The sequence below is a fragment of the Aquiflexum lacus genome (assembly GCF_015476655.1).
GTDB lineage: Bacteria > Bacteroidota > Bacteroidia > Cytophagales > Cyclobacteriaceae > Aquiflexum > Aquiflexum lacus.
Genome location: NZ_JABFHF010000011.1, coordinates 136,228 through 154,345 on the forward strand (window position 1 = coordinate 136,228; position 18,118 = coordinate 154,345).

20 protein-coding genes and 1 tRNA gene are annotated in these 18,118 nt (G+C 36.6%); 7 read left to right on the plus strand and 14 right to left on the minus strand.

Going from position 1 to position 18,118, the window contains the following annotated elements; all coding sequences use genetic code 11:
- Positions 1 to 5: 5 nt before the first annotated feature.
- Positions 6 to 764, plus strand: coding sequence for a 3-keto-disaccharide hydrolase (locus tag HMJ38_RS11955; RefSeq protein ID WP_194974630.1), 759 nt, complete (start codon positions 6 to 8; stop codon positions 762 to 764).
- 482 nt (positions 765 to 1,246) lie between these two features.
- Here HMJ38_RS11955 and HMJ38_RS11960 read toward each other — a convergent pair whose 3' ends face one another.
- The 5 genes from HMJ38_RS11960 to HMJ38_RS11980 all read right to left on the minus strand — a co-directional run bounded on the left by HMJ38_RS11960 (position 1,247) and on the right by HMJ38_RS11980 (position 5,999).
- Positions 1,247 to 1,927, minus strand: coding sequence for a LytR/AlgR family response regulator transcription factor (locus HMJ38_RS11960; protein ID WP_194974631.1), 681 nt, complete (start codon positions 1,925 to 1,927; stop codon positions 1,247 to 1,249).
- A gap of 61 nt (positions 1,928 to 1,988) precedes the next feature.
- Positions 1,989 to 3,401, minus strand: a complete 1,413-nt coding sequence (locus HMJ38_RS11965; RefSeq protein WP_194974632.1) for a sensor histidine kinase — start codon at positions 3,399 to 3,401, stop codon at positions 1,989 to 1,991.
- Between the two features lie 565 nt (positions 3,402 to 3,966).
- Positions 3,967 to 4,215, minus strand: coding sequence for a DUF7218 family protein (locus HMJ38_RS11970; protein WP_194974633.1), 249 nt, complete (start codon positions 4,213 to 4,215; stop codon positions 3,967 to 3,969).
- Between the two features lie 31 nt (positions 4,216 to 4,246).
- Positions 4,247 to 4,447 (minus strand): CsbD family protein, encoded by a 201-nt coding sequence (locus HMJ38_RS11975; RefSeq protein ID WP_194974634.1) that lies wholly within the window; start codon positions 4,445 to 4,447, stop codon positions 4,247 to 4,249.
- Positions 4,448 to 4,586: 139 nt separating this feature from the next.
- Positions 4,587 to 5,999: a sigma-54-dependent transcriptional regulator gene (locus HMJ38_RS11980; protein WP_194974635.1), complete on the minus strand. Its 1,413-nt coding sequence runs from the start codon at positions 5,997 to 5,999 to the stop codon at positions 4,587 to 4,589.
- A gap of 1,045 nt (positions 6,000 to 7,044) precedes the next feature.
- Between HMJ38_RS11980 and HMJ38_RS11985 the strand changes: the two genes are divergently transcribed.
- Positions 7,045 to 7,281: a hypothetical protein gene (locus HMJ38_RS11985; protein WP_194974636.1), complete on the plus strand. Its 237-nt coding sequence runs from the start codon at positions 7,045 to 7,047 to the stop codon at positions 7,279 to 7,281.
- A 196-nt stretch (positions 7,282 to 7,477) separates the two neighbouring features.
- Positions 7,478 to 7,873: a hypothetical protein gene (locus HMJ38_RS11990; RefSeq protein WP_194974637.1), complete on the plus strand. Its 396-nt coding sequence runs from the start codon at positions 7,478 to 7,480 to the stop codon at positions 7,871 to 7,873.
- 443 nt (positions 7,874 to 8,316) lie between these two features.
- Here HMJ38_RS11990 and HMJ38_RS11995 read toward each other — a convergent pair.
- Positions 8,317 to 8,408, minus strand: a tRNA-Ser gene (locus HMJ38_RS11995).
- Positions 8,409 to 8,837: 429 nt separating this feature from the next.
- Here HMJ38_RS11995 and HMJ38_RS12000 point away from each other — a divergent pair.
- From HMJ38_RS12000 to HMJ38_RS12010, 3 genes are all read left to right on the plus strand, one after another.
- Positions 8,838 to 9,116: a hypothetical protein gene (locus HMJ38_RS12000; RefSeq protein WP_194974638.1), complete on the plus strand. Its 279-nt coding sequence runs from the start codon at positions 8,838 to 8,840 to the stop codon at positions 9,114 to 9,116.
- Between the two features lie 254 nt (positions 9,117 to 9,370).
- Positions 9,371 to 10,690 (plus strand): hypothetical protein, encoded by a 1,320-nt coding sequence (locus HMJ38_RS12005; protein WP_194974639.1) that lies wholly within the window; start codon positions 9,371 to 9,373, stop codon positions 10,688 to 10,690.
- 63 nt (positions 10,691 to 10,753) lie between these two features.
- A complete protein-coding gene (locus HMJ38_RS12010) occupies positions 10,754 to 11,173 on the plus strand; it encodes a LytR/AlgR family response regulator transcription factor (RefSeq protein WP_194974640.1) in 420 nt (139 codons plus the stop codon).
- A gap of 3 nt (positions 11,174 to 11,176) precedes the next feature.
- Here the strand turns inward: HMJ38_RS12010 and HMJ38_RS12015 are convergent, their stop codons facing one another.
- A complete protein-coding gene (locus HMJ38_RS12015; protein WP_194974641.1) occupies positions 11,177 to 12,400 on the minus strand; it encodes an S-adenosylmethionine:tRNA ribosyltransferase-isomerase in 1,224 nt (407 codons plus the stop codon).
- 52 nt (positions 12,401 to 12,452) lie between these two features.
- Between HMJ38_RS12015 and HMJ38_RS12020 the strand changes: the two genes are divergently transcribed.
- The gene (locus HMJ38_RS12020; RefSeq protein WP_194974642.1) at positions 12,453 to 13,550 is read left to right on the plus strand and encodes an o-succinylbenzoate synthase; all 1,098 of its coding nucleotides are present in this window, start codon (positions 12,453 to 12,455) and stop codon (positions 13,548 to 13,550) included.
- A gap of 60 nt (positions 13,551 to 13,610) precedes the next feature.
- On the opposite strand, the gene HMJ38_RS12025 is transcribed toward HMJ38_RS12020, so the two are convergent.
- From HMJ38_RS12025 to HMJ38_RS12055, 7 genes are all read right to left on the minus strand, one after another.
- The gene (locus HMJ38_RS12025) at positions 13,611 to 13,802 is read right to left on the minus strand and encodes a cold-shock protein (RefSeq protein ID WP_010608636.1); all 192 of its coding nucleotides are present in this window, start codon (positions 13,800 to 13,802) and stop codon (positions 13,611 to 13,613) included.
- Between the two features lie 158 nt (positions 13,803 to 13,960).
- Entirely contained in the window at positions 13,961 to 15,103 is a 1,143-nt protein-coding gene (locus HMJ38_RS12030) for a lactonase family protein (protein ID WP_194974643.1), read from the minus strand.
- A gap of 1 nt (position 15,104) precedes the next feature.
- Positions 15,105 to 15,503, minus strand: coding sequence for a monovalent cation/H(+) antiporter subunit G (gene mnhG / locus HMJ38_RS12035; protein WP_194974644.1), 399 nt, complete (start codon positions 15,501 to 15,503; stop codon positions 15,105 to 15,107).
- A complete protein-coding gene (locus HMJ38_RS12040; RefSeq protein ID WP_194974645.1) occupies positions 15,500 to 15,772 on the minus strand; it encodes a cation:proton antiporter in 273 nt (90 codons plus the stop codon). Before HMJ38_RS12040 ends, mnhG begins: the two co-directional genes overlap by 4 nt.
- Positions 15,769 to 16,248 (minus strand): Na+/H+ antiporter subunit E, encoded by a 480-nt coding sequence (locus HMJ38_RS12045; protein WP_194974646.1) that lies wholly within the window; start codon positions 16,246 to 16,248, stop codon positions 15,769 to 15,771. Before HMJ38_RS12045 ends, HMJ38_RS12040 begins: the two co-directional genes overlap by 4 nt.
- Complete coding sequence (locus HMJ38_RS12050) at positions 16,245 to 17,768, minus strand: proton-conducting transporter transmembrane domain-containing protein (RefSeq protein WP_194974647.1); 1,524 nt, start codon at positions 17,766 to 17,768, stop codon at positions 16,245 to 16,247. The genes HMJ38_RS12045 and HMJ38_RS12050 overlap by 4 nt, the downstream gene beginning before the upstream one ends.
- Positions 17,765 to 18,118, minus strand: coding sequence for a Na+/H+ antiporter subunit C (locus HMJ38_RS12055; protein WP_194974648.1), 354 nt, complete (start codon positions 18,116 to 18,118; stop codon positions 17,765 to 17,767). Before HMJ38_RS12055 ends, HMJ38_RS12050 begins: the two co-directional genes overlap by 4 nt.

The following is an 18,118-nucleotide window of genomic DNA, read 5'->3' on the forward strand; positions in this document are numbered from 1 at the left end:
AACCTATGATACGAATCTTTAAAAATGCCATTGTTGTTGTTATTCTATTTGCAGCTTTGCCGCTTTTAGCCCAACAAAAAGACATCAAACTTCCACCTGAAGCCACTGAATTTTGGGAGCCTGTTCCAAAAAAAGTTACACCGGGAGCCCAAAACCATTTGCCACCTTCTGATGCCATTGTCATTTTTGATGGCAATAACCTCAATAATTTTGTCAGTTCACGTTCAGGCGGGTTTCCAGAATGGAAAGTGGAAAACGGAGCATTTACCGTTACTCCAAGAACAGGAGACATTCAAACCAAACAAGGATTTGGTGATATGCAGTTACATATAGAATGGACCGCCCCGACCGTTATTAAAGGTGAAGGTCAGGGTAGAGGTAACTCGGGAATATTCTTAATGTCCCATTATGAAGTACAGGTATTGGATTCATACGAAAGCAGAACCTACTCCAATGGTCAGGCAGGAAGTATCTACAAGCAACATCCGCCTTTGGTCAATGCCATGAAAGCACCGGGAGAGTGGAATACCTATGATATTTTCTTTACCGCTCCGAAATTCAATGCTGACGGCATGTTGGTTTCCCCGGCAAGGGTTACCGTGATTCATAATGGCATTCTCGTGCAGCACAACACCGAAATCAAAGGTCCGACCGAATATATCGGAATACCAAACTACAAAGCCCATCCTGCTGAAATGCCGATTAAACTTCAGGATCATGGCGATTTGGTAAGTTATAGGAATATTTGGGTGAGGAAGCTGTGAAATGAAGGATGAAGGAAAAAGGATGAAGGAGAAAGGATAACCGATGTGAGTTTTCCTTCACCCTTAAATCTCTCATCTGGGAATAAAATAGCGAAAATTCTAGGTGTAGATTGGATCTACACCTTTTTTATTAAGTAGAATTTGTAATTCGAGGTGCCAAGAATTATATATCGAATAGACTCCGGCAATAAAAATTACCGGGCTATAATTTCCATCTTGTCGTGCCTACGGAAGGAAATCCTACGGCATTTTTTCTTTGCCATTGAGAGCAGCCACTTAAAGTCTATGCTATTTCTATTCGAGGATTCTTCACTTTGCATTGAGGTTTGTTAGAAATAAATAGGTAAGAGTGGCTACGTTCAGAATGACGGAGCCAACAATCTAAAATCATCAATCTAACTTCTCTCCCTTCGCCCTTTTCCACTTAGCTCAGCCTTCTTGGTTCATTGTTCTTGGTACTTGGTACCTTCATCCCTCATCCCTTAAAACCCCTTAACCTTCCCCATCAATTCCTCATAAAAACTCCCACTCACAGGCACTAGTTTACCTCCCAAGGTAAGCTGATGCCTTTCGATTTTTTGGATGTGTTGGGTATTGACGATAAAGGAACGGTGGGATTTGACAAAAAAGGGGGGAAGTAACTTTTCGGTTTCGGAAAGGGTCATTCTTGAAAGGATTTTATCATTGGGCAGGTGAAAACTCACATAGTTTCCATTGGCTTCACAGAACAATAAATCCTCGAAATTAACTTTGACTTGTTCGTATCCGGTTTTGATAAAAATAGAACCATTGGGTTGACCATTTCTGAGTTCATTCCATTCTTGGGCTTTTTGGCAGGCTTTCAGAAATCTGCTGAGATTGAATGGCTTCAATAAATAATCCACCGCATCCAGTTCAAAACTCTTGACGGCATGTTCCGAATAGGCAGTGGTAAAGATGACCATGGTTTCCTTTGGAATCAATGTGGCAAGTTCCATTCCCGAAATATCCGGCATCTTGATATCTAAAAAAATCAGGTTGATAGGATTTTCTTTCAGGTATTCCAAAGCTTTGATGGCATCTGTAAACGTTGATTTCAAATCCAAAAAAGGGATTTTGGCAGCATGCGACTTCACCACTTCCAAAGCCATCGGTTCATCGTCTATTGCAATTGCGGTTAACATTTTTAAATATTTGACATTTAAGGTGGGATTTAATCGAAATATGGTAGTAATAAGGTGGAAATTATAATTTAATGGATAAATGTACAAAATACTCCATCTCATTTTCCCTGATCACCAAGTCATGTTTTCCGGGATAAAGCAGGTCTAGTCTTTGCCTGACATTTTCCAGACCAATGCCACTGAATTTTCTTTCTGGATCATCATCATTGGAACGATGGATACTGTTGTTGACATCCAAGTGAACTGAACCTGCAAGACATCTCAAACTGATTTTCACCCAGGATTTCTTTTGGAGGCTGATGCCGTGCTTGAAGGCATTTTCCACGAATGGAATCAACAACATCGGAGCGATTTCTCCTGAACAGGAATCCTCTCCCTTTGAAAAGACAATTTCAATGTTTTCCTGCTCTTTGATTCGGAGGAGCTGCAAATCCACATAGTTGACCAGATATTCCTTTTCCCGCTCTACAGGAATTTTGTCCTGATTGTTTTCATGGAGCATAAATCGCATCATATCTCCCAACTTCTGAATACCTTCCGCAGTGCGCTCAGCGCTTTCCTGTAGCGAGGTGCCATAGAGTGTATTCAGGGCATTGAACAGAAAATGCGGGTTGATCTGGGAGCGAAGAAAATCAAGGTTGGCGTTGGATTGGGATACTTTATTGGACAATGTGTTGATTTCTCCGAGGTAGGCGTCATATTTTTCGAAGACGAGGTTGGAGGCAGGAACCAAAACAACTGCTACCAAAATCATGGCTGCAAGGCCTACAAATGCAGGAGCAAAAGTTCCCACTTGAATGGCTATAAATAGAAAAATCAAAGCAATAGAGAATTCCAATAGTGCCAAAAAATAATTGGCAAGCTGTGTTTTGCCTTTTTTTCTATTGCCATAAATTAAAAAGAAATTAAAGAGAATAATGAATACAATGCTCGGGATTACTACAGCAAAAACCATAACAATTGGCTCCGTTCCAAACTTTCGGAATTGTATCAGGAACAATATCACGAAAAGGTAAATTGCAAAAAGCCTGATAGTGTTGAACAGGATATAGTTACCCAATCGGGGAGGTGTCAGAATCTGCTCGAGAATGTAAGCTAATAGCAAATAGCCGCCATAAATGGCTATTGCCCCCAAATAAAATGGCATAAAAAAATCATCTGTGATATCAGCACCAGTTGAAAAAGCCCCGCTGAGTATAAATGACCCAAAGAATACCAAGATCAAAAACAAAATATATTTCCATGACTTCCTTTCTTTTTCAAACCCGGGAATTATTTTCATGTGGATAAAATAAAAGGAGAGGAAGAGGATAACCGGGATAAATAGCTTTGCGAAATAAACGGCTATCTGCTGATCTGTAGGTTTATAGTAAATAAAACCTGCATTCAGGATATTGATCATGATGATAGAAAGGAAGACCAAGGTGACAATCCACCATTCGATTTGTCTAAAAGGTAAGGGGGAATCTTTCATAGGGAGAAATAATAATTAAATTAAAGGAAATTTTGAGGATTAATTAAGGGTAATGGGAAGTTCAATAGTATGCTTTTCCGGATTTGTTTCTTTCTTGTTTTGACTGAAATGCCAGAGGTTCCATAAAATTCCTAAGGCAATGAGTAGAAAGAATGGTTTTTTGCTTTTCATCAATATAAATATCTGAATACCTCACAAGTATAACCGAAGCACAAAAATCAGCCAATATAATGTGACGAATGCCGTGGATAATGGGGCAGAAATGTCAGTAGTCAATCACAGAAGGGGATGGGTCAGTTTTAGTTTGGGTTCTTGGTAAATTAAAAAGTATAATCCGCCGAAGCGAACAAGGTGTAAAAAGTTCCAGAGAAATATGAATCACGATTATCCAGAATATGGATTTCAATGGCTTAGGGATTAATTATCGGCTTCATGGTATCTGCAAAAATGTCTCTTTTCAACGTATTGATTTCCATAAAGAAAGGCCAGTCCAAATTAAATGGACTAGCCTGAAAAGCGGCTTTTTTTAAATAATCTACTTTTTTGGATGGACTTTTTTATCAACTCAATTATTCCTTAATGCATGGATGAGTTCCTTTTTGTTCATTTTACTGCGCCCTTCTATTCCGACCTCTTTGGCTTTTTGATACAGTTCTTCTTTAGTCCGGTCTTCGTATTGTTTTGCCTCCCCACCTTTAACTCCGGAATCTGGGGTATTGGCAATCCTCGCAGATTTGGACTTGCTATATCCTTTATCTCTTAGGGCTTCATATTGATCTAAATCCTTAATTCTATTATCGGTTTTTTTTGCCATTGTATTTTTCGTTTCAATCCGTTGTAAATCCTTATATTCGGCCAGTTCGGAGGATTAAATTCTCAAGTTCTTCTTTGGGTCTGCCGATCCTTCTTTGGATTCTACCAAACAATTCTTCTTCTTGGCCCACTACGTAATGCAAGTCTTCATCGGTCAAATTCCCGTATTCCTGCTTTAACTTTCCTTTGATCTCATTCCAATTACCTTTGATTTTTTCAGTTGTTTGGCTCATAGTTATCATGTTTTAGTTCATACTAAAAAAAGCAAAATCCATGCCATTACCCCTATTTTTGAAGGACAAAACAGGTTCCAACTGATCTCTAATGTTTCTATATTTATACCTGAATTTGAGCATTTTATTGCCCAATATATCAATAGGCGATGTCCATCGTTTTTAGCTTGCTATATAAGGTTTTTCTATGGATGTTTAATTTTTGAGCAGCTTTGGTCTTGTTATATTTAACATCTTTGAGAACTTCTTTTATTTTTTCGGACTCTGCCATTAATGCTACTGATTTAAGGTCTTTTTCTTCCTCTTTAGAAAAGTTTTTGCTCTCGTGGTACGATAGATCAGGAACTTTGTAAGTACCTGCTAATGATCCATTATTATTGCGGATTCTATCCGGAAGCGATGCAGCAGAAATACAGTTATTTTTGTCAATATACAAGCAAGCACTACGAATTGCATTTTTTAATTCGCGGATATTTCCGGGCCAATGGTATGTTTCCAATAAACCCATGGCCTCATCCGAAAATTTTGGTGTTTCTTGCCTCCCCAGTTCCTCAGAAGTTTTTTCCAGAAAAAAGTCAATAAATTGGAATATATCTTCACCTCTTTCTTTCAGCGTTGGGATTTTCAGCACAAATTCGCTTAACCTGTAAAATAAGTCTTCTCTAAAGCCCAATGTCTCCGATTTGGCCAAGAGATCTTCATTTGTTGCTGTTATAATCCTTACATCGATAGGGATTTCCTTTGTTCCCCCTACTTTCCTGATTACTTTCTCCTGCAGTGCACGCAATAGGGCCATTTGGATATCGCTTGAAAGGTTTGATATTTCATCAAGGAAAATCGTTCCACCATTGGCCATCTCAAAAAAACCAGTTTTGTGAGATACTGCCCCTGTAAATGCGCCTTTTTCATGCCCAAAAAATTCACTACCTGCCAATTCTTTGGAAAGGCAACCACAATCGACCGCAATAAAGGGCTGAGCCCTTCTGCTACTGATTTGGTGAATCAATCTTGCATAAGATTCTTTTCCTGTTCCTGTATCTCCTTCAATGATCACAGAATAATCTGTAGGTCCTACTTTATTCAAATTAAATTGCACTTCCCTAGCTCTTTTACTATTTCCCACCACATATTCGGATTGATTTTTATTAGCGGTCTGTTCATATATATTTTTTACTGAATTTTCTGCTTTCTTTTTCTTAGAATGATTCTCTTCCAATATCTCTACTAATTCATCCGGATTTATTGGTTTTGATAAATAACTGGAAGCTCCTTCTTTGATCATGGTCACTACATTCTTGAGATTGATCTGGTTAGAAGTAAAAATAACAGAAGCGTCAGGACATACACTTTTAATCATTTCGAAAAAGACATTTCCCTCTGCATTTGGTAACCGGTAATCGCAAATGACTACCTGAAAAGGGCTTTTTTTCAATATTTGGATTGCATGTGAAGCTTGGGTGGTTGTTTCTACATGATAGCCACTTTTAGTCAAAAACTTTTTCAAAAGGTTACAGAACGATATCTGATTGTCAACAACAAGTATACTTTTCATAGTCTTGGGTATTTAATAATTGATTGTATTTCCAATGAATACATAGAGCAGATCAGTACCTTTTATGAGAAATTGGAAAATCTCTGCAAACATGTAATACCTCAAAAGTAGTTAGGAAAGAAGAAAATGGTATTACAATAATATCCGATAGATTTATATAATTAAAGTATAAATTGGTTATTATATGTTACAGAATGTAAATGAATGGTAACATAAAAAAAAATGTTTAATGCTGAAAATCAAGCTTTAGCAACAATTGATCAGCTTCAAAAAAATTGAAAAGGATATATATGACCTCAATTGCTTGGCTGGTGGATTTGAAAGTAGCTTGACTGTGATTTTAATATAAACACAAAAACAAAAAAATATTAAAAGCACGACACCAATTGTGGATATACCCAATTGAATTATTGATATTAATGTCTTAAGGTAAAAATTATTCTCCCTGCTCTATTTTTAAAAATTATCTGGGATTACTTTATTCATCCAGAGAACTCTTATTGTCCGTGCTCCTTGTCTATGGGTTTTATGTCGTTACTTTTTTCTTTATTGGATTTCTTTTTTCTTTGGACCGATTTCGAAAAATTGTAATTTTTGTACATAACGGCTGGTAATAATAATTGGCTTTTCATGATGTTTTATTTGATTTTGAATTAAAATGTTTTTCTCCTGAAAATATATCTTTTAATCTCTCTGATTTTCAATAATCAATCCACTCTAACTTTATTTTGTTATATCTATTTCTTTTTCAATGATATAGGCATTTTTAGCTATTATATCGGTTTATAGCCTCTGTTCCTGACACGTTTCAACTATAACTGTCGAAATAAAAGTAAAAGTGAGTAATTATAGATTTTTCAAATGGACTCAAACTGAGCCATTTTGGGTATAATATGTAACAACTAACAGCATAATGGGGAAATTTATTTGCAGCTATTCATTGTCCAAAGAGGCTGGTAAGGGATAAAGTCAAGTCGAATACTCGATGGAATGACTTTTGGATATGTTGTTTATAACATTTGTAAAACTAAAAAATGATAAAATTATGAAAGAGCATAATAAGGAAGGCCAAGTGGCCAAAGAGATTGAACAAAAAACTGCCCAAATCCCATCTGATGTCTTTTTATGGTCATCAGTTTCAGCAATGGCTGTTTCGTTGGCTTTAAAGATTATGGGGAAAAATCATACTGCCCTTTTTGTAGGACAGTGGGCTGCACCTTTTCTTTTATTTGGGGTTTACAATAAAATTGTAAAAACCGAGGGATCAGAGAAGGGAGACTAATTCATGAAGATCTTGTAGGAATGCGCGGGGCAACCGACATTCCTGCTTTTTTTTGAACGGATTCAATGTCTGGAACATCTCTTTGAAACAATCATTTGCTCTCAACCGAGGCAATAAAACAATCAATTAAAATTTGAAATAGATACTGGAAATTGGCGTCTAAATCATTATCCATAAAACTTTTAAATAAACGATTATGAAATCCAATCAAATAAAACATCATGCATTTCTGCTTATTCTTACCGGATTAATTTTTGTTTCCTGTGATCACAAAAATACCGAAAGGGAATATTCGGAAAGGGGAAATGATGTAAATGAAAGAACTAATGAAATTAGAAATGATGACACACTCAATCCAGGAAGTTACATAGAAATGGATACTACTGACCTGCAGCAAAACAATGGTTTCATACCAATATCAGTCTATAACGTAATCAGAATAGATTCTAGCTTAAAGTACCAAGAGGTGGTTGAATCCAGGACCATAATAAAAGAAAACAATATATTTTTTGAAGTACACTTTAAACTTGATGACAAGATTACATCAGTAGTATTCGATCAGGATGGAAATCATACCAATGATTATAACTAGCATTTGGAATGGAATCGAGAATGCAGAATTGGAAAAATCACCCGGTTTCGATAAAGACAACTGGCCATCTCATCCTGATTCTGAATTTATAGATTCAGTAAATTCGTATTACGAAATTGAAAAAAAAAGAGATTACTCAATACATTAAAAGGGGAATTTTGTTAATCAAAAGGGGGTAGGAATTTTTCCTGCTTTCTTTTTTTTGATCAAATTTTCTTTGAAATTTCGACAAATAATTTTGTGTAAGAGAGTAAAAAAAGCATGTAAATACCCAAGTACGCCAGTAAAATGGTAATCCGATCTAATTCATTGCAAAAGCCTTAAATGTCCGATATATCCATGCCTTCCTGACAGGTAGGCATCCTGTCTGCAATAGGCTAGGGGCTTGCTTGAAAATAAGCTTATAACCAAAAAAAAAGTCCAAGTCTAAGGACTTGGACCGATGGCAGAGAGTGGGGGATTCGAACCCCCGGTACGCTTTAACACGTACGACAGTTTAGCAAACTGCTGGTTTAAGCCACTCACCCAACTCTCTAGAATTGTTCAAGAGACGATAGCTGCCTTTCAAAGTGATGCAAATATAAATGATAATTCATTATATAAACAAAATTGGCAGGCCAATATATGGCTCAAATTGAATTGCTAACAGAATATTTATTTTAAGGTGCTGTGATTCAAGTATAAAATTTACAAGAGTTTTTATATTAACTGTAAAAGCTTCTTCTTTTTCCTGAAAATTTGTTTAATGTTTTTTATATTTGCCTCCCAGTTTAATTAAATTGAGAAGAAAGTAGATTATTACTTAATTAAAATACCCTGTTCACGGTATTTTTTGTAGTTTCATTAATAACTACCTTTATCACCTGAGTAATTCAAGGTTCATATTATTCAAATAAAAAAAGAATGGCTTTCTTCCAATAAGAAATAGAACCAAAACCAAACTGAATGATAAAACGCTACAATTATGATAATTAATTCTTTACTAGGTTCTTTCTCTGTCGTCTCCAGTGTTCAAAATCATGACAAACTTTGCATCAAGTCTAAGAGCAAAGAAGTATTAATGCATATGTTTGATGAAAAAAGAATAACTAATTATGAATCAATGGATTATAATTATTCCATCGAGGTTTGTAAGCAGGAGTTTGCACATACCATGATTATTTTGATCAAGGAAGTTAATTATCCTGATTTTATTCAGGAAATATCCGAGATGGAAATTTCAAAAAATAAGGTAATGGCATAAAAAAAATATTTTTTAATAATTTAAAGCCATTTAGTTTATGGTTTTAATATCTTTTTTGTTGGTCAGACTTTCAAAAATGTATTTGAATAAATTTTCATGATTGATGAAAATGTATTTGCTAATGTATTGGATTTCAATTTTTTAAGTGTTGAGTAAAAATCATTGTTATTATGATTATATTGCATCCTGTTTTGATTTTCATTATAAAATCAACCTGACTCAAGCTATCATCACCCTAAGTAATTCCTTTTCCAATGATTCAAACAAAAGATATAGAAGAACAGCTTCCTATATATTTAAAGGAGTCTTCCAACCTTTTGGCGGTGGTTTTAGATTTAGAAGGAAATGGTTTGTATGTCAACACCTATTTTCAGAAATTTTTTGAAAAAATAGAATTTGACGACGAATGTATCTCATTTTATGATTTAATTAATGATATAGAAAAAATTGATTTTGAGATAGTTATAGATAAATCAATTCAGTCTCCAAATAAAGTTTATAATTTTAAACAAAGGCACTTAATGCATGAAATCTCTTGGGAGTTTTCTGTACTTAATAATATTGAAGGTGATATTTTGGGAATTTTGGGAATTGGAACCCATCAGGAAGAAATCGAGATAAAGATTGGGTTGGAAAATAAAAAAATCAATCCACAGAAAGATGTCTGTTTTCAGCTTAATGCCAATTGGGAAATTCAATATGCAAATCCCATGGCAGAATCACTTTTTGGAACTGAACTAAGTGAATTGATTCAACAAAAGGTTTGGCATGTTTTCAAACATCCTAAAATCTATGAATATGCACTGGAATTTAAAAAGGCCAAAGAATCCCGTTCATCACGGACTTTTGAAGATTACATCCCCGAGTTGGGTAAATGGTATCAAGTAATCATCAATCCCCAAGAAGACATCCTGGATGTCTATTTTAAGGATATTTCAGAAGTACAAGGGCTTACCCGTCAAAACAATCTGATTCAATTGACGCTAGAGACAGTTTTGGAAAATGCATCCGAAAATTTTTTCCTGATGACCAATGAAATGAGGATCATTAAGTTCAATGCTCTTGCAAAGGATTTGGTTTATCATGTTTTCAACAAAGAGCTGAAAGAAAATGAAAGGTTTGTCCATTATTTACTGCCGGGTATAGAAGAAGTTTTTCTAAAAAATATTGATGAGATTTTTGGAGGAAAGACTGTGGAATTTGATCAGATTGTTCAATTTCCGGATCCATCCGAAAGTAGAATGTTTCATCATCAATTTATTCCTATATGTGATGTCAATCATAAAGTGGTCTGCATTATTTATAGGGCCAAAGATTTGCAACATGAATTAGACCATGTACAGAAAGTCATAAAAAACAATAATTTACTTCGGGATATAATTTATACCCAAAGCAACATCTTACGATCGCCTTTATCCTCTATTTTGGGACTATTGGATTTGATCGATAAAAAACAGCTGAATAAGGAAAACCAACAATATTTTTCGTACCTCAAACCGCTAGCTGAGCAACTTGATCAGATAATCCGTAACAACACCAAAAAAATGAATCAATCGGATACTTTTTGGGAATAAACATCTTTTAAACAATAATCATTTCCCGAAGTTATTTTGTCAACAGGTAAAATATTCAAAGAAATGAAAGAAGTACTCAAAGAAGCGAAATCCAATAAAGATTGGCAACAGAATGGGAGTCATTTAAACGGAGATGTGGGAGATTTTCTAATCAAAGACGGTCTATTCATTAGAAATAAGGGGAATTTGATTAAAGTAAAATGGACAGACATTATGTGGCTAAAAGGGGATGGAAACTATACAACTTTGGTGACCAGAACCCAAGTATATTCCCTTCGCAATATCCTTAAGGAATTTGAAGCTGTACTGCCAAATTCTGACTTTTTTAGAATTCACAAAAGCTACATAGTAAGATTGGATGAGATCAACAGTATCAACCCAAGGGAGGTTACTATAGGCAAAGACGCTGTGCCTGTTGGCAGAACCTACTTTCAGGATTTGATCAATGGTATTAAAAAACTTGGATCAGGCAGTCCCGATTAAAGTTTAATCTCTCCAAAGGATGCTTGAATCACCGTAACTCAAAAATCTGTAATCTTTCATCATTGCTTCGTTGTAAATTTCTCTCCATTTTCCTTGTGTAAATGCGGCTACCAATAAAATTAAGGTAGATGATGGTTGATGAAAGTTTGTAATCAAACCGTCACAGACATGAAAAATATACCCCGGCATAATAAAAATCTCCGTAGTCCCTGTTACCATTGTTAAACCTTTATGTTCCATTAAATCCAAAACGGCCTTAAAGCTTTTTCTTCTTTCCGGCAATTCTTCAAAATTTGAATAAGGGTATAGTTTGCTTATGGAGAATTCAGTATCATCTGAGTTTAAAATTTTTACTCCAAACCAATACAGGCTCTCTAAGGTTCTCATGGATGTTGTACCAACTGCTATGATTTTATCTTGATGAAGTGTCAAATTCCTGATGGTTTCAATGTCAATGACCATCTGTTCGCTATGCATGGGGTGGTCTGTGACAGTTTCATCTTTGATGGGTTGGAAAGTTCCCGCCCCAACGTGCAGCGTCAAAAACTCTTCTTTTACATTGTTTGATTTTAATTTCCCCAATACATCTTCCGTAAAATGAAGTCCTGCAGTCGGGGCGGCGACTGCACCTTCGTTTTTAGAATATACCGTTTGGTAGCGGGGTTTATCTGCAGCGGTAGCCTTCCTGTTCATATATGGTGGAAGAGGCACCTCACCTGTAGCCTCTACGATGGATACAAAGGGTATGTTCTGACCAGTCCAGGTAAATTCCACCAAACGATTAACTCTATCTATCAAATGAGCGCTGATGACGCAGGACTGTCCATTGATGATTACCTCACCTTGAAGAATTTCATCATCTTTCCATTTTTTGAGGTTCCCGATCATAGATTCCCAAACCACAGACGCGGTTTGAACCATTATTTCATTGATGACCGAACTTGGTGAAATGGGTTTGAGAAGAAAGATTTCAATTTTGGCACCTGTATCTCTTTGGAAAATAAGTCTGGCCGGAATTACTTTGGTATCGTTGAAAACCAGCATGGTACCTGCTGGGACAAGTTCCGGAAGTTCAAAAAAACGATGATGGGAAATGCTTCCCTCTTTAAACTGAATAAGCTTTGAATGATCCCTTTTTTCCAAAGGAAACTTTGCGATTCTGTCGTCCGGTAAAGTATATTCGTAATCTGATAATTTAACTTCTTGGATGGTTTTTAAAGATCCCATATAAGGAATTAGGTAAGAGTCTCATGCAAATTTGGACGCAAATATAATCCGAATGACAGAAGTTTTAAAAGATTTACAATTTACTTATGTTTCCCATTTGTTACAATTCAGGTTTGAAGCGGGAACATCAAGGGGAGTGCTGACTGAGAAAAAAATTTTCTTGGTAAGGGCTTTCCAAAAAAAAGATCCACAGACAATCGGGTGGGGGGAAGCTGCGCCTCTAGTCAAACTGAGCGTTGATGATATCCCTGATTTTGAAATTCATTTGGAGAATTTATGCAGGAATTTATCAGGGACTTCGATTTCACCTGATGAAAATTCGATATTAGATTGGGCAGGAAATCATATACCTTCTTTTCTCCCAAGTATCCGTTTTGCATTTGAAATTGCTCTTTTGGATTTGCTGCACAAGGGTGTCAAAATGATTTTTGATACTTCTTTTTTTAGGAAAAAACAAAATATTCCCATCAACGGCTTGATTTGGATGGGGGCAAAGGATTTTATGTTGGAGCAGATTGACAACAAATTGGCGGAAGGATATTCTTGTATCAAAATGAAAATTGGAGCCATCGATTTTGACCAGGAATGTGAATTGTTGGGATATATCCGTCAGAAATTTAATGCTTCTCAAATTACATTGAGAGTTGATGCCAATGGGGCCTTCACAAAAGAAGACGCCATCCTGAAATTGGATAAACTGGCCTCATTTGATCTTCACAGCATTGAACAGCCTGTCAGACAGGGACAAGTTGAGTTGATGGCTGAATTGTGTCGGCAATCATTATTGCCCATTGCCCTAGATGAGGAATTAATCGGAGTGGATAGTTATCAGGAGAAAAAAAAGTTGTTGGATAAGGTCAAGCCACAATATATCATCATCAAGCCAACACTTTTGGGCGGTATTGGAGCAAGTCGTGAATGGATTCAATTGGCAGAAGATATGGGTATTGCTTGGTGGGTTACCTCAGCCTTGGAAAGCAATATAGGTCTGAATGCCATAGCCCAATTCACTTCGACATATTCCATAACAATGCCCCAAGGATTGGGAACCGGACAGTTATATAAAAATAATTTTGATTCGCCTTTGACAATTTCCAATGGATACCTGGAGTATAGAATGGAAAAAACTCCCTGGAAGGTCGAGTTATAGGCAATAAAAAAACCCCGAAATATTCGGGGCTTCTCAATTTTAGATGTCAATGTGTATAGATTAGACTACTTTTACATTCACAGCGTTCAGGCCTTTTCTACCTTCTTTGAGGTCGAAAGTAACTTCGTCATCTTCTCTGATTTCGTCGATCAAACCTGTGATGTGAACGAAATACTCTTTTGAAGATTCATTGTCAATAATAAAACCGAATCCTTTGGACTCATTAAAAAACTTAACTTTTCCTGTGTTCATGATAAATTGTAATTGAATTAATAATGCCCAAAGGTAAGGATAGTTTTAATATATAAAACTATCGAAGTAAAATAATTTCAAAGTATTTTATTCATTAAGCAGAAAATTATTTTAAATCATGGTCGATTTAAATACTAATCTTCCTGTTTTTACTGAATTCAATTTAGCCCAAAAAAGTAAACAGGCTTATTTGTCGATACTGACAAGTCTGTTTTTATAAGTTTCCCGGTTTTTTGGTCTCTATCAAATAAGATAATATTATTGGACCCTTGATTTCCGGCAATTAAGTATTCACCATCTTTGGTGATTGCGAAATTTCGGGGTGTTTCACCACCGGTAGCCACTCTATCTACAAAGGTTAGGTTTCCATCGCTTCCTATCGCAAAAACAGTAATGTCATTGGCATCTCCACGATTGGAAGCATAAACAAATTTACCGTCCGGCGAGATTCTCACTTCAGCAGCACCCACATTCCCGATAAATCCTTCTCCTGCCAATTGGGCCACCTGTTTTCTTGCCATTTTACCGGCATCATAAGAATAGACTCCCAATTCGGCACTCATCTCATGGATCAAATAAACTGTTTTTCCATCAGGATGGACAGCCAAATGCCTGGGACCGGAACCCGGAGGCACTTCTATGTAAGGTTGTGAAGCCGGATTGAAAGGAACAGCATAAGTGGGGTTGAAATCATAAATAAAGATTTTGTCTGTACCAAGGTCACCCACTAGCATCTGATTGCCATTGGGATGAAAGACGACACTGTGTACATGTGGGTTGTCTTGTCTACCTGAAACAATGCTTTGACCTTCATGATTGATGGTCTGAACATGTTCCAACATTCCGCTGCTTATTTTGTAGGCTGAAAAATTTCCCCCTGAGTAGTTGCCCACTACCAAAAATTCTTCTTTTGGATCCAGTGCCAGGTAACAAGGAGAGTTTCCAAAACTTTCTTTTGTATCTAGTAATTCCAAAGTATTGTTTTGCCGATCAAATTTGAAGGAACTCACTTGCCCACCATTCTCTCCTCCGGTTTCTTGAACCGAAAAAACCAAAGTCTGTGCTTTGTTACTGATTACAAAAGATGGGTTTTTGACTCCTGCTGCAATGACTGTGGTGGCTATGAGATTTTCCTCAGGATTAAAAGTCAAAAGTGAAATGCCTTCTTGGTCAGAATCCGTATAGGATCCAACCAGAAATTCATACTTACTTGCTACTTTTTCTTCTTGGGGAGTTTCGTCACAGGAATTGGTCATCAACAATATAATTAAGAGAATAAGAGATAGGTTGATTTTCTTCATTTTAAGAGGCTTTGTCTGTTTTTTCAGGTTTGATTGATGAATTGCGATTTTCACTATGCAACTCATGTGTTTCTGGATCATATTGACCGGCAAGGTCATCAATCTTTGTTCCGCCCCAAATGGGTGTTTTTGTGAAATATGCAGCTCTTGCAAGCATATGTGAACCTATGGGTACAGTCAAAAATACAAATAAGATGACTGCAATAACTCTCGTCGTCACGGAATATTCATTAAAAAATATAGCTGTCGCCAAAAGAATCAACCCAACCCCCAAAGTAGAGGCTTTTGAAGTTACCGATATTCTTAGATACACATCAGGTTTTCTGAGCATGGCCAAAGAAGTAGAGAAGATGAACAATACTCCGATGGTGGATGAAATCATAATTATTATATCTCTCATTTTCTTTCTCTTTTTTCCAGATAAAAGGCATAGGCCGTCGTGCTCAAAAATGCAATCAGCGCAAATAACATGGCTATATCCAAGAATGTACTTTGATTAAACATGATGCTATAAACAGCAATGATGCATATTGAAATTAAGATAAGCATATCCAAGGCAATTACCCGGTCTGCCAAACTAGGACCTTTTACAAATCGGATAAAGACCAAAATCACCGATAATCCCAATATGGGTATGATTATAAAGTGAAAATATTCTTGTAGACTCATCTTAAAATCTCTAATAAGCGTTTTTCAAATTTATTTTTCACCTCGTCCACAAACTCCTTTTTGCTTCTTACATGCATCACATGAACATACATCACTTTTTTATCATCAGAAATATCCATCACCAAGGTTCCCGGTGTTACTGACACCATGGTAGCCAAAATGGTGATTCCAATATCTGATTCTACAGTTAGGGGAACCTTAATCACAGCAGGTTCCAATTTTGACTTGGCATAAAGGGATTCTTTCACAGTCACCAAATTTGCTTTAAGGATTTCCCATGACATGAACATGATAAAGGATATCAACTTAGGCAGTATGGTAAAATACTTCCTCTCCTCTTTGTTGATTGTGATGATATACAGAATTCCAAAACTGATCAGGAATCCAAAGATAAAATTCTCCTCCGTCAAGGTCCCCGTAGCCAATACCCATATTATCGTCAATAAGAGATTATTTAAAAACATTGAATTGGTCATGGGAGGATAGTTTTGATACCGAGAATAGTTTCAATATAATTTTGAGGATTCATAAGGTCAGCCGCAATTTTTTCCGATAGGACATAAATATTTTCGGCTGCAAAACCAATATACAAGGACACAATTGAAAGGAATATGATCGGAATGATTACCATCGATTGATTTGCTTTTGACATTTGATTAAAATATAAGCCTGAGGCTTTTACAGGAAGGTTTTCGGCATTTTTCCAAAATACCTCTGCCCAAATTTTGGCCACTACCCATAAGGTAAGAAAACTTCCCAAAACAATGAAAGCAATCAGAAAGTAATCTTCTGAAGCCAGACCACCCTGTATCAGGAATATTTTTGGCCAGAATCCGGAAAGTGGGGGAATGCCTACCAATGAAAACAAAGGGATGGACAATAAGATTGAAATCAGGGGGTAACTTTTATACATTCCTCCCAACTTGGAAATATCCTGAGTGCCATTGATTTTCAGCACCAATCCGGCCACCATAAACAGGTTTGTTTTGACAATGATATCATGGAACAAGTAAAAAACAGTCCCCAAAATGGCAACTTCTGTAAACATACCAAGACCTGCAACCATAAAACCGATATGGCAAATAATCAGGTACCCAAACGCCTTACTGAGATTCTTCTGTAATAAGGCACCTAACCCTCCTGACAAAATTGTAAGCGCAGCAATGATACTGAGCATTATTCCGAGAAATTCATCTCCGCCAAACATCAAAGTAAATGTCCTTACAAGAGCATAAACTCCCAATTTCGTCAATAAGCCTCCGAAAATGGCAGAAACAGCAGGGGGTGGGGTATGGTAGGAGGCAGGTAACCAAAAATACATCGGAAATATGGCGGATTTTATACCAAAAGAGACCAAAAATATTCCTGCTGTGACGTTGATAATACCACGGTTACTGATTGCACTAAGCTTAACGGCAACATCGGCAAAGTTGAGTGAACCTGTGAGGCCATAAACGAAACCAATCCCTATCAGAAAGAGCGAAGAGGCAAGTAGATTTAAAGATACATATTTGATAGCGCCCTCAAGTTGTGATTTTGTACTGCCCAATGTCAGCAGGACAAAAGAAGAGATAATGACAACTTCAAACCAAACATACAAATTGAACATATCTCCTGCCAAAAAGGCTCCACTTAGGCCCATGAGAAGAAAATGCATGATCGGGAAGAAACCGAATTTCAATCTTTCTTCTCTCATGGTGCCTACAGAAAAAATCGATACTGCCAACCCCGAAATGGAGGCTATCAAAACCAATGTTGCACTCAACAAGTCAGCAACAAAACTGATCCCAAATGGTGCTGCCCAATTGCCGGCATGGGTAAATTGGATACCATCTTTCCAGGTCAGCAAAAACAACCAAATGCCCAAGCCAAGACTTAAAAACGAAAACAAGATGCTCAGAACCTTCTGAATTTGGGTTTTGGTCCAAAAGAACAATAATATCGTTCCTGCAAATAATTGAAGAAGAATTGGAGCAATTACCAGAATATTATTCATATTTCTTCATCGGTTGAATTGAGCTCATCAAGGTCATCTGTTTCGAGCACTTTAAACACAGTTTTTATAAGAATGATGGCAAAAGACTGAAGGCCAAAACCAATCACAATAGCAGTTAAGATGACTGCTTGTGGTAATGGATCAGCATAAATTTCGGCAAATATCTTAGCCCCATCAGGCAAAACAGGAGGATGCCCCTTTACCAATCTTCCCAAAAGAAAAATCAAAAGATTGGCACCATTGCCCAATAATATCAATCCGATGATAATTTTAAACATACTTCTTCTCAAAAGCATGTAAAGACCTCCTGCATGCAACAACCCTATGATAATGATCAGTAAAATCTCCAT

Excerpts from the sequence above, each read along its gene's own strand:
- HMJ38_RS11955 (WP_194974630.1), top strand. The coding sequence starts at position 6 with ATGATACGAATCTTTAAAAATGCCATTGTTGTTGTTATTCTATTTGCA.
- HMJ38_RS12015 (WP_194974641.1), bottom strand. The coding sequence starts at position 12,400 with ATGGGATCTTTAAAAACCATCCAAGAAGTTAAATTATCAGATTACGAA.
- HMJ38_RS12025 (WP_010608636.1), bottom strand. The coding sequence starts at position 13,802 with ATGAACACAGGAAAAGTTAAGTTTTTTAATGAGTCCAAAGGATTCGGT.
- HMJ38_RS12000 (WP_194974638.1), top strand. The coding sequence starts at position 8,838 with ATGATAATTAATTCTTTACTAGGTTCTTTCTCTGTCGTCTCCAGTGTT.
- mnhG (WP_194974644.1), bottom strand. The coding sequence starts at position 15,503 with ATGAGAGATATAATAATTATGATTTCATCCACCATCGGAGTATTGTTC.
- HMJ38_RS11960 (WP_194974631.1), bottom strand. The coding sequence starts at position 1,927 with ATGTTAACCGCAATTGCAATAGACGATGAACCGATGGCTTTGGAAGTG.
- HMJ38_RS11980 (WP_194974635.1), bottom strand. The coding sequence starts at position 5,999 with ATGAAAAGTATACTTGTTGTTGACAATCAGATATCGTTCTGTAACCTT.
- HMJ38_RS12030 (WP_194974643.1), bottom strand. The coding sequence starts at position 15,103 with ATGAAGAAAATCAACCTATCTCTTATTCTCTTAATTATATTGTTGATG.
- HMJ38_RS12010 (WP_194974640.1), top strand. The coding sequence starts at position 10,754 with ATGAAAGAAGTACTCAAAGAAGCGAAATCCAATAAAGATTGGCAACAG.
- HMJ38_RS12020 (WP_194974642.1), top strand. The coding sequence starts at position 12,453 with ATGACAGAAGTTTTAAAAGATTTACAATTTACTTATGTTTCCCATTTG.
- HMJ38_RS11990 (WP_194974637.1), top strand. The coding sequence starts at position 7,478 with ATGAAATCCAATCAAATAAAACATCATGCATTTCTGCTTATTCTTACC.
- HMJ38_RS12045 (WP_194974646.1), bottom strand. The coding sequence starts at position 16,248 with ATGACCAATTCAATGTTTTTAAATAATCTCTTATTGACGATAATATGG.
- HMJ38_RS12005 (WP_194974639.1), top strand. The coding sequence starts at position 9,371 with ATGATTCAAACAAAAGATATAGAAGAACAGCTTCCTATATATTTAAAG.
- HMJ38_RS12040 (WP_194974645.1), bottom strand. The coding sequence starts at position 15,772 with ATGAGTCTACAAGAATATTTTCACTTTATAATCATACCCATATTGGGA.
- HMJ38_RS11975 (WP_194974634.1), bottom strand. The coding sequence starts at position 4,447 with ATGAGCCAAACAACTGAAAAAATCAAAGGTAATTGGAATGAGATCAAA.
- HMJ38_RS11965 (WP_194974632.1), bottom strand. The coding sequence starts at position 3,401 with ATGAAAGATTCCCCCTTACCTTTTAGACAAATCGAATGGTGGATTGTC.
- HMJ38_RS12050 (WP_194974647.1), bottom strand. The coding sequence starts at position 17,768 with ATGAATAATATTCTGGTAATTGCTCCAATTCTTCTTCAATTATTTGCA.
- HMJ38_RS11970 (WP_194974633.1), bottom strand. The coding sequence starts at position 4,215 with ATGGCAAAAAAAACCGATAATAGAATTAAGGATTTAGATCAATATGAA.
- HMJ38_RS11985 (WP_194974636.1), top strand. The coding sequence starts at position 7,045 with ATGAAAGAGCATAATAAGGAAGGCCAAGTGGCCAAAGAGATTGAACAA.
- HMJ38_RS12055 (WP_194974648.1), bottom strand. The coding sequence starts at position 18,118 with ATGGAGATTTTACTGATCATTATCATAGGGTTGTTGCATGCAGGAGGT.